Source organism: Rhizobium sp. WYCCWR 11146 (assembly GCF_013591995.1).
Lineage (GTDB): Bacteria > Pseudomonadota > Alphaproteobacteria > Rhizobiales > Rhizobiaceae > Rhizobium > Rhizobium indicum.
On the sequence record NZ_JACCEY010000020.1, the window covers coordinates 1 to 10465 of the forward strand.

The window sequence follows — 10465 nt, forward strand, 5'->3', positions numbered from 1 at the left end:
TTAGAGCCTTTCCGGGTTAGATTGCAGCATTCTGTTGGCTCAAACGGAGTCGGATGGTCGACCGGCCGGCGCGTGTCGTAGCCCGGCTCTACGGCCAAGCCGGCCGGTCGATCAGCCGGCCCGTTTCAGCCAACCCGAAGGGCCGGGCATCTTTCCGCCAGGATCAAAGGCGATCGGCTCGGACGTACCTAGGGGTATGCCCGTCGCCAATCGCCTTTGCCCTGACGAAAACCTGCTCCGGCAGAATGCTGCAATCTAACCCGGAAAGGCTCTAGGCCGGCCCGGCTTAAAATCATCCGGATCTGGGGCAAGATTCGGCTAAATTGAAACTATTGTCTGAGGCAATGCGTTGGAATCCACGGCGAAGGCCATGACGAAACGGCGGTTGCTTCATAAGACCTTGCTGATATGTCAAAAAAAGGCCATTCTGCCGCGGTTTCATCTCCAGATGCAGAGGAGAGACGGGATGATTTCACCCGAGATTGCAGCAAGACCGCAGGCGTCTGCGCTTGGCGGGATCGACCATCAGTCCGAGCCGATGCTGCCGATGGAGCTGCTTGAGCTCGAGCTTTCGCTCGAAGGTTACGCCGGCGGCGATGCCGGCTTCTGCGAGGCGGTGCGCCAGGCGGCGGCACGCTCCGGCGGCGAGCTGCTGTTCGACCTGCCGGCCGGCGGTCTCATCGACGATTGCCGGCGCATCGCCGTGCTGCGCATTCCTGGTGACGGCCAGGAGATGCGCGTCGTGCTGGCGCTGCTCGACGGTAACGGCACCGAGATCCGCATGCAGGCGCCGGATGAAGAGACAGCGCCGCTGGTGCGTTTCGCCGATGCCTTCATCGAACTGCTGGAGCGGATCTAATTCTAGATCATGATGTTAGCGGCGCTCGGCCGCAGCTTCCGCAACGCTGCGGAACGGGAACTTGCGCCCGCATTCGCATTTGATGACGAAATTTTCCTGGTGGTTGGAAGGCCGCTGCACGCCAAAGCCGCGCGGCAGCTGATCGACCTTGAAATCCGGGTGCTTGCGCTTGGGATCATCGACTTCCGAGGCCTCGGCAAAGCCCTCATTGCCGCATTGCGGACAGTTCAGTTTTTTCGAAAATCGATCGCGAAGGGCCATGCTCGTTCCAGTTTTGCAAGCTTTCCTCATACATAGGAATGGCCCTCATGCATAGAAAGGTTGGCAAGCGAAAGTGGAACCAAGTGCCAAGCCTGCCGTTCCTTTTTCGAAAAGGAGGCGATCATGCCCAACAGAGACCCGATCCCGACACCCAATGCCGATACCCCGCGCGGCCCGACCCCTACCCCCGGCATTCCCGACCCCATCCAGCAAAAACCGCCGCTGACACCGGCGCAGGACCCGGGCGACACGAAGAATCCACAGGATCCGCCGCTCAATCCGGCGCTGTTGCCGATTGGGGATCCGGCGGGGGCGGCGTGATTCTGTTTCTCGGTTTCGGACTGGTGGTTGCCCCTCACCCTAACCCTCTCCCCGTTCTGACGGGGAGAGGGGACGTGCCCTGCGAGAGGTTGGTGGGGAACGGAGAGGTCGCGGCATGGTCCCTTCGCCCCGCGAGCGGGGGTCCGAAGGACGGGTCGAGACCCGTGGCTCGACCCCGGTCAGTGGCGGCAGCCGGATGAGGGGCTGATCTCAACGATCTCCCTGGCAAAGGATGGCTTGACGCCCTCGCCCGAATGGCCTTTCCTCTGAGAAAAGCATTCCAAGGACCAAACCAATGCGCATTCGTCTTCTCATCACCGTCATGGCCACCATCGTTGCCGGGCTCTCGGCCTGCCAGACGATGACGCCGGAGGAGCGGCGGGCGGCGGATGAGCAGCGGTGCATGAGCTATGGCTTCCGGCGCGGCACGGATGGGTTTGCCACCTGCCTGCAGCGCATCGATCTCGACCGGCGCGCCGAATCGCGGGCGCAAAGTGCGGAGATGATGAACCGCATGGCCTGGGATCTGAACGGGCCTTATATCTACCGCGATCGTTGGCGGTATCGTTACTGAGTTGCCACGGGCGCCCTGCCCGCACTCCACCGATATTTTACACGCTCGCCCGCAGGTCTTTCGGACCGCGGCGGATCTCTTCCAGACTGCCTGCAATCACCGCCTGCGCTGCCGCCAGCCTGGCGATCGGCACGCGGAACGGCGAGCAGGAGACATAATCGAGGCCGATCGTCTCGCAGAAGCGGATCGAGGCCGGGTCGCCGCCATGTTCGCCGCAGATGCCGAGCTTCATGTCCTTGCGGGTGCGCCTGCCGCGTTCGGCGGCGATGCTGATCAATTCGCCGACACCGTCGAAATCGAGCGAGATGAAGGGATCGTGCTCGATGATGCCCTTGCGCTGATAGGTGGGGATGAAGGCCGAGGCGTCGTCGCGCGAGATGCCGAAGGTGGTCTGCGTCAGGTCGTTGGTGCCGAAGGAGAAGAATTCGGCGGCTTCGGCAATCACATGGGCGCGCAGGGCAGCACGCGGCAGCTCGATCATCGTACCGACGAGATAATCGATCTTCATGCCGGCTTCGTTCATCACGTCGCCGGCGACGGCATCGATGTGCGCCTTGACGTAATCGAGCTCGGTGCGGAGGCCAACGAGCGGCACCATGATCTCCGGCACGACGGCGGCCCCGGTCTCCTTAGCTGCGGCGACCGCCGCCTCGAAGATGGCGCGGGCCTGCATTTCGACGATTTCGGGATAGGAGATCGCCAGCCGGCAGCCGCGATGGCCGAGCATCGGGTTGAACTCGTGCAGCGCATCGACGCGCTGGCGAAGCACGGATGCCTCCATGCCCATGGCGAAGGCGACCTCTGCCACCTCGTCGTCGGTCTTCGGCAGGAATTCGTGCAGCGGCGGATCGAGCAGGCGGATCGTCACCGGCAGGCCGTGCATGACGGTGAAGAGGCCGGTGAAATCCAGCCGCTGCATCGGCAGCAGCTTGTCGAGCGCCACTCGCCTGCCCTTTTCATCGACGGCAAGGATCATCTCGCGCATGACATGGATGCGCTCACCCTCGAAGAACATATGCTCGGTGCGGCAAAGGCCGATGCCTTCGGCGCCGAAGGAGCGGGCGGCGAGCGCATCGGCCGGCGTATCGGCATTGGTGCGCACCGTCATGCGCCGGGCGCGGTCGGCCCAGCCCATGATGCGGCCGAAATCGCCCGACAACGCCGGCTGGATCATCGGCACCTCGCCCTTCAGCACCTGGCCGGCCGAGCCGTCGATGGTGATGATATCGCCCTTCTTGAGCGTGACGCCGACGCCAAGCAGCCGCTCGTTGCGCACGTCGATGCGCATGGTGCCGGCGCCGACGACACAAGGGATGCCCATGCCGCGGGCAACGACCGCCGCATGGCTGGTCATGCCGCCGCGGGTCGTCAGAATGCCTTCGGCGGCATGCATGCCGTGAATATCCTCGGGGCTGGTCTCGACCCGGAGCAGGATGACCTTGCGACCTTCGCCTTCCGCCTCGACCGCCTCTTCCGCGGTGAAGACGATGGCGCCGGTGGCAGCGCCCGGAGACGCCGGCAGCCCGGTACCGATCACCTGGCGGGTGACGCGCGGATCGATCGTCGGATGCAGCAGCTGGTCGAGGCTGGAGGGCTCGATGCGCAGCACCGCCTCGTCCTCGGTGATCACGCCCTCGTCGACCATGTCGACGGCGATCTTCATGGCCGCCCGCGTCGAGCGCTTGCCCGACCGGGTCTGCAGCATCCACAGCTTGCCGCGCTCGATGGTGAATTCGATATCCTGCATGTCGCGGTAGTGGATCTCGAGCTCGGTGCAGATGCGGCAGAGCTCGCGAAACGCCTCCGGCATCAGCTTTTCCATCGAGGGTTTTTCGGAGCCGGAGGAAATCCGCCCCTCCTCGGTGATGCTTTGCGGCGTGCGGATGCCGGCCACGACATCCTCGCCCTGGGCATTGACCAGGAATTCGCCGTAAAGCGCGCTTTCGCCGGTCGAAGGGTTGCGGGTGAAGGCAACGCCGGTGGCCGACGCATTGCCGAGATTGCCGAAGACCATCGCCTGGATGTTGATCGCCGTGCCCCAGCCTTCCGGAATATTGTGGAGCTGGCGGTAGGTGACGGCGCGGGCACTCATCCAGCTGGAAAAGACAGCGCCCACCGCGCCCCAGAGCTGGACTTCGGGATCCTGCGGGAATTCCTGCTCCAGCTCCTCCTCGATCAGCTTCTTATAGAGGGAGACGATATGCTGCCATTCCGAGGCGTTGAGTTCGGTATCGAATTCATGGCCGAGCTTGGCCTTCTCGTCTTCCAGGATCTCCTCGAAGGCGTCGTTGCCAAGGCCCATGACGACATCGGCATACATCTGGATGAAGCGGCGGTAGCTGTCCCAGGCAAAACGCGCATCGCCGGCATCATGGCCGAGCGCCTGCACCGTCTCGTCGTTGAGGCCGAGATTGAGCACGGTGTCCATCATGCCCGGCATCGAGACGCGGGCGCCGGAGCGCACCGAGAGCAGCAGCGGCTGGCTGACGGAGCCGAAGTGGCGGCCGGTGATTGCCTCGATCGCCGCTATGCCGGCGCGCACTTCCGCCTTCACCGCATTCTCGATGTGGCGGCCGTTCTTGTAATAGGTGTTGCAGGCGTCGCTGACGATCGTCAGCCCCGGCGGCACCGGCAGTCCCAGGGCGCACATCTCCGCGAGATTGGCGCCCTTGCCGCCCAGAATCTCGTGATCGCGCGCCCGGCCCTCAGCCTGCCCGTCGCCGAACCTATAGACCCACTTGGTCATCTTCCCCCCAACACCAAATCAGGATTAGCTTAATCCGTTGGTGTTGAAATGAAAATCGACAAATGCGGCAGAATGTTGCGCTGCACAATAAATCTTCGGCGCAGCCGAGGTCGAAACGATTGAAACAGGGCCGAGATGAAAAAAGGCACAAAAAAAGCTTTGCGGGACTGCAACAATGTCCCGCAAAGCCTTGTTTCCGTCCAGCCAGGAAAACCGGACGGGGGGTCCCTCAACCCAGGAACGATTCAGCTTTTTCTCAAAACAGAACCGTTCTGACCTTCGTTCTACGCAATTCCTGGAAAATAGATCGCTACTTCCCTGGATTTGCTCCAACGGTTTCCGGTTCTTGCCCTCGCCCGGAAAACCGCACGCAAATTCGACAATACGCAGCGTTTGCTCACCCGCTTTTTCAGCAGAGTAATTAGGTTGCGTTGAAACAACTTCTAATGCAAGTCAGCGAAAAGAGCATCACCCAAATGGGGTACAAGCGACAAGTGAGCCGACCTTTTTTGGTGTTTATTGCTCGGCCCTTGATTTTACGCAATTTCTGGACGCAAAACCGCGCCGCACCTTTGCTGAAATTGCGTCTGCGCTCGGCGTCTAAATGAATGCTCGGGTCAAGCCCACTGTTGTCCGGTTGGCGTTAACGACTGCCCCTCACCCTAACCCTCTCCCCGTTCTGACGGGGAGAGGGGACGTGCCATGCGAGACACGGCGGGGAACGGAGAGGCTGCGGCATATCCCCTTCGCCCCGTTTACGGGGAGAAGGTGGCGGCAGCCGGATGAGGGGCTGCTCTCGCCCATCCCCTGGGCCGGCATGTCGCGTGACAATCCGCCCTGCCCCGACGCAGAAAACGCGTTCGTCGAAAACCTCAGGCAATCTCGCGCAGACGCTCGGCCATTTGCAGGTCGACAGAGACGAGCTGGGAGACGCCCTGCTCGGCCATGGTGACGCCGAAGAGGCGGTTCATGCGGGCCATGGTGATCGGATTGTGGGTGATGATGACGAAGCGGGTTTCGGTGGAGGCCGCCATTTCGTCCATCAGGTTGCAGTAGCGCTCGACATTGTGGTCGTCGAGCGGCGCGTCCACTTCGTCGAGCACGCAGATCGGCGCCGGATTGGTGAGGAAGACGGCGAAGATCAGCGCCATCGCCGTCAGCGCCTGTTCGCCGCCCGATAGCAGCGTCATGGTCTGCGGCTTCTTGCCGGGCGGACGGGCGAGGATTTCGAGGCCGGCTTCGAGCGGATCGTCGGATTCGATCAGCTGCAGTTCGGCGGTGCCGCCGCCGAAAAGATGGGTGAACAGCCGCTGGAACTGGGCGTTGACGATGTCGAAGGCGGCGATCAGCCGTTCACGGCCCTCGCGATTGAGGCTCTGGATGGCGCCGCGCAGCTTGCGGATCGCATCGATGACGTCGTCGCGTTCCTTGATCAGCGCTTCGAGCTTCTCGCTCAGTTCCTTCTGTTCCTCGTCGGCGCGCAGGTTGACGGCGCCCAGCCGCTCGCGCTCGATCCTCAGGCGTTCCAGCTCGCGCTCGACTTCGCGCGGATCGGGAAGCGCCTGCATGGTCGGGCGGCCGGTCAGCTGCAGCGCCTCGTGCGGCGCGACGTTCAGGACCTCGCGGATGCGGCCTTCGCTTTCCTGCCGCTTCTCGCGGGCGGAGACAAGGCGCTCCTCGGCGCGGCCGCGGCGTTCTCGGCATTCGGCAAGTTCCGACAGCGCCGTCGTTGCCTTCTGGTCGGCTTCGCGCTGGATGCGCTCGGCCTCGGCCAGAAGATCGCTGGCCTGGCGGCGCGCCTCCTCGGCCTTCTGCAATTCGCTGAGCAGAGCGCGACGCTTGTCGTCGAATTCATCCGGCGCCAGTTCGAGCTCGGCTGCCTCGTCCCGCGCCTCTTCCTCACGCTCGCGCAGCGTCGCAACGTGATCCTCGGCGCTTGCCGCCCGCTGGCGCCAGGTCTCGCGCTCCTGGCCGATCGCCATGATGCGGCGCTGGCGGGCTTCGTTTTCCCTCGCCAGGCTTTCATGGCGGGCGCGGCTTTCGGCCAGCGCGCCGCGATCGGTCGCAACTTCTGCCTGCTGGAACCGCAGCCGCTCGTCGATCGCAGTCAGGTCGGGCGCGTCTTCCAGCTCGATGCGGGCGTTTTCTTCCTGGACGGCGATTTCCTCCAGTTGCGCGCGCAGCTGGCTGGCAGCCTCGCTGACGACATCGCGGCGGCGGATGAGATCGCCGGAGGCACGCTCAGCGGCAACGAGAGCATCGCGCGCTTCGGCCAAATGACGCGCCGACAGGCGGCTCATGTCGCGCGCCTCGGCAAGCCGGCGCTCCTCGGCGCGGATCGCTTCGGCAGCGGCAGCCTGCCGCGCGTCGGCTTCGGCAAGCACGTCGCGGGCAAGTGTGGCTTCGCTTTCGAGTTCGGCCAGCCGGTTCTTCTGGGCAAGGCGCAAGGCCGCTGCACTCGGGGCATCGGCACCGGTGACATGGCCGTCCCAGCGATAGACCGCACCCTCTTTGGTCACCAGCCGCTGGCCGGGCTTCAGCGCCGCCATCAGCCGCTCCGCATCGCCTTCCACAACCAGGCCGATCTGGCGCAGGCGGCGGGTGAGTGCTGCCGGCGCGCGCACATGTGTCAGCAGCGGCGCAACACCGGATGGAAGGGCGGGATCGCCGGCGCCATCGCCATTGTCCGACCAATGGGCCGGCGCCTCGGCATCGAGCGGCGATTCCAGATCGTCGCCGAGGGCGGCACCGAGTGCGGTTTCGAAGCCGCGATCGACCTTCAGCTCGTCGGCAACCGGCGGAAATTTGCCGGCCGCAGCACCGGCGGCGAGCATGCGGGAAATGGTGCGGGCCTCGGTCTCCAGCGCATTCAGGCTCGAACGGGCCTGATCGACCGGCGCGCGCGACAGCGCCTCGGTCTGGCGGGCGCTAGCCAGCGCCTGGTCGACCACCTGAACCGCCGCTTCCGCGTCGGCGACGGCGATCTCGCCGGCCTCGACGATGGCGCGTTTTTCGTCGGGATCCGGCAGGCCGGCGATCTTTTCGCCGACGGCTGACAGTTCCTGGTTTGCCTCGTCCATCTGGCGTTCGAGGCGCATCCGCCGGTCCGTGAGATCGCGGATGGCGCGTTCCAGCTGGTTGCGGCCGGCAGCGGCTTCGGCGCGCTCGGCCGTCAGCTGGGTGAAGATGCGTTCGCTGTCGGCCAGTTTTGCCGCCGCGCCCTCGAAGGCCTCGCGGGTCTCCTCGGCATAACGGCCGGAATCGGCGAGAATTTCTGAAATCTCCGCCTCTTCGGCATCGAGCCTTGCCAGGATGACGGCATTGTCGGCCACCAGCCGCTGCTCGCGGCTTATATCCTCGGCAAGCTGGGCGAGGCGACGGGTCAGCTCGTCGCGGCGGCGCAGGATGCGGCCGGCATCTTCCTCCAGCTGGCTTCTGGCGATCTGCAGGCGCTGCAGGGCGGCGGCGGCACGCGCCTCGCCCTCGCGCAGCTCCGGCAGCTTCAGGCTGGCGATGCCCTGGTTCTTCGCCGCCTCCATCTGCATCTGCGCCTTTTCGGCGACGACGGAGGTCGCCTGGTTCAGCGCACTGTCGGCCTCGGCCTCTGCTTCCTTGGCCTGCACCCAGCGGATATGCAGCAGCATCGCTTCGCGGGCGCGGATATCGGCAGACAGGGTCTTGAAGCGGTTTGCCTGGCGGGCCTGGCGCTTCAGGCTCTCGATCTGGCTTTCGAGCTGCGAGGTCACGTCATCGAGGCGCTCGAGATTGCCTTCGGCGGCGCGCAGCCGCAGCTCGGCCTCGTGGCGGCGGGAATGCAGGCCTGAAATGCCGGCCGCCTCTTCGAGCAGCTGGCGGCGGGCCTGCGGCTTGGCCTGGATCAGCTCGCCGATACGGCCCTGCCCGACCATCGAGGGCGAACGCGCGCCGGTGGAGGCGTCGGCAAACAGCAGCTGTACGTCCTTGGCGCGGCTTTCCTTGCCATTGATGCGATAGAGCGAGCCCTGCTCACGCTCGATGCGGCGGGTGACCTGGATCTCGTCGCTGTCGTTGAAGGCGGCAGGCGCGGTGCGCTCGCCATTGTCGAGATAGAGCGCCACTTCGGCAGTGTTGCGCGCCGGGCGGTTGCCGGAACCCGAAAAGATCACGTCGTCCATGCCGGAGGCGCGCATGTTCTTGTAGGAATTCTCGCCCATCACCCAGCGCAGCGCCTCGACGAGGTTCGACTTGCCGCAGCCGTTCGGGCCGACGACGCCGGTCAGCCCGCGTTCGATGATGAATTCCGTCGGCTCGACGAAGGATTTGAAGCCGACCAGGCGCAGCTTGTTGAACTTCATGCAGAAGCTCCGCAGCGCAGGGAGGGTGTGGCACCCCCCTCTGCCCTGCCGGGCATCTCCCCCACAAGGGGGGAGATCGGCAAGTGGTTAGGGCTTCCCCAAACAAGGGAGCGCTTCCGCAGGGCAGTCATGAAGGTCGAGACATTCCTTCCAGCTGATCTCCCCCCTTGTGGGGGAGATGTCCGGCAGGACAGAGGGGGGTATTCCCCACGCAGCCACAAAAAAACGGGCGCACAGCTTTCGCCGTCGCCCGTTCTATCGAAACGATCCGGTTCAGAGCAGGCTGTCGATGAGCTTCGACAAAGTGTCAACCGGCATGTCTCCAGAGTAGCGCTTGCCATTGATCAGGAAAGTCGGGGTGGCGTTGACGCCGAAATCCTTGGAACCTCTTTCCCGCGTGGCGTTCACTTCATCCAGAAGCTTCTGGTTCGTCAAGCATTTCGTGAAGCTATCCTCAGTAAATCCGGCAAGCTTCGACATCTGCAGCAGTGCGGCGCGGCCATCATCGGCGGCCGCCCAGACCTGCTGCTGCTTGAAGAGCATGGAAACCATCGGGAAATACTGTTCCGGCGTGCTCAACTGCTCCGGATTGGAAGAATTGCAGCGGGCGAGCATGAAGGCTGCGGCGGCGCGCGGGTCGAAGGGGAATTCGCGGATGATGAACTGCACCTTGCCGCTGTCGACATATTTCTGCTTGATCGTGTCGAAGACGGTGTTGTGGAAATGGGCGCAATGCGGGCAGGTCATCGACATGTATTCGACGATCTTGACCGGGGCATCGGCCTTGCCGAGCGCCATCTCCGGCAGCACGCCGGGCTTCAGCACCTCAGCCATGTCGACATCGCCGTCGGACTCCGGCATTTCGGTCGCCGATGTGGCGGCCGTCTGCATGGTGTCGACATTGGTGCCATCAGCCATGGTCTTGCCGGAGGACGAAGCATCGGCAGCGTCCTTGCTGTCGTTGCAGGCGACAAGCGCTACGGCAGCGGCGGCGATGGCGATACCGCTGAGCAGGCGGCGTTTCGTCAGTTGCATTTCGGACATCTGCATGGATTCCCCATAACTAATGAGATTGACGGCGTGACTGTGCGATATAACGGCTGGCGGCCACTCACAAGGCACGGTTCGCCAACTTCCTTCAAAGAATTGTGACCGCGGGAAGACGACTAGACCAAAAATTGCAAGAATTCCTACCGCCCCGTCCCTTCATCCGAACAACGGTGGTTCGCAGTTCGCAACCATTGCCGTCCGGTTCGCGCCGATGGCTGCCCCTCACCCTAGCCCTCTCCCCGTAAACGGGGCGAGGGGACGTGCCCTGTGAGAGGTTGGTGAGGAACGGAGAGGTCGCAGCATGTCCCTTCGCCCCGTTT

7 protein-coding genes are annotated in these 10465 nt (G+C 63.9%); 3 read left to right on the forward strand and 4 right to left on the reverse strand.

Annotation, left to right across the window (positions count from 1 at the left end; translation table 11 throughout):
- Nucleotides 1-466: 466 nt before the first annotated feature.
- A complete protein-coding gene (locus HX899_RS15680; protein WP_017993220.1) occupies nt 467-859 on the forward strand; it encodes a hypothetical protein in 393 nt (130 codons plus the stop codon).
- Between the two features lie 15 nt (nt 860-874).
- On the opposite strand, the gene HX899_RS15685 is transcribed toward HX899_RS15680, so the two are convergent.
- Nucleotides 875-1120, reverse strand: a complete 246-nt coding sequence (locus tag HX899_RS15685) for a hypothetical protein (RefSeq protein ID WP_003546063.1) — start codon at nt 1118-1120, stop codon at nt 875-877.
- 123 nt (nt 1121-1243) lie between these two features.
- On the opposite strand from HX899_RS15685, the gene HX899_RS15690 reads away from it, so the two are divergent.
- Together HX899_RS15690 and HX899_RS15695 are read left to right on the forward strand one after the other, a co-directional pair.
- Nucleotides 1244-1441, forward strand: a complete 198-nt coding sequence (locus HX899_RS15690; RefSeq protein ID WP_018495454.1) for a hypothetical protein — start codon at nt 1244-1246, stop codon at nt 1439-1441.
- Between the two features lie 295 nt (nt 1442-1736).
- Complete coding sequence (locus HX899_RS15695; RefSeq protein ID WP_138387927.1) at nt 1737-2015, forward strand: hypothetical protein; 279 nt, start codon at nt 1737-1739, stop codon at nt 2013-2015.
- A gap of 37 nt (nt 2016-2052) precedes the next feature.
- Here the strand turns inward: HX899_RS15695 and ppdK are convergent, their stop codons facing one another.
- From ppdK to HX899_RS15710, 3 genes are all read right to left on the reverse strand, one after another.
- The gene (gene ppdK, locus HX899_RS15700; RefSeq protein ID WP_181292792.1) at nt 2053-4761 is read right to left on the reverse strand and encodes a pyruvate, phosphate dikinase; all 2709 of its coding nucleotides are present in this window, start codon (nt 4759-4761) and stop codon (nt 2053-2055) included.
- Nucleotides 4762-5633: 872 nt separating this feature from the next.
- Nucleotides 5634-9095 (reverse strand): chromosome segregation SMC family protein, encoded by a 3462-nt coding sequence (locus tag HX899_RS15705; RefSeq protein ID WP_138328768.1) that lies wholly within the window; start codon nt 9093-9095, stop codon nt 5634-5636.
- A gap of 273 nt (nt 9096-9368) precedes the next feature.
- Nucleotides 9369-10139, reverse strand: a complete 771-nt coding sequence (locus HX899_RS15710) for a thioredoxin domain-containing protein (protein WP_017993213.1) — start codon at nt 10137-10139, stop codon at nt 9369-9371.
- Nucleotides 10140-10465 lie beyond the last annotated feature (326 nt).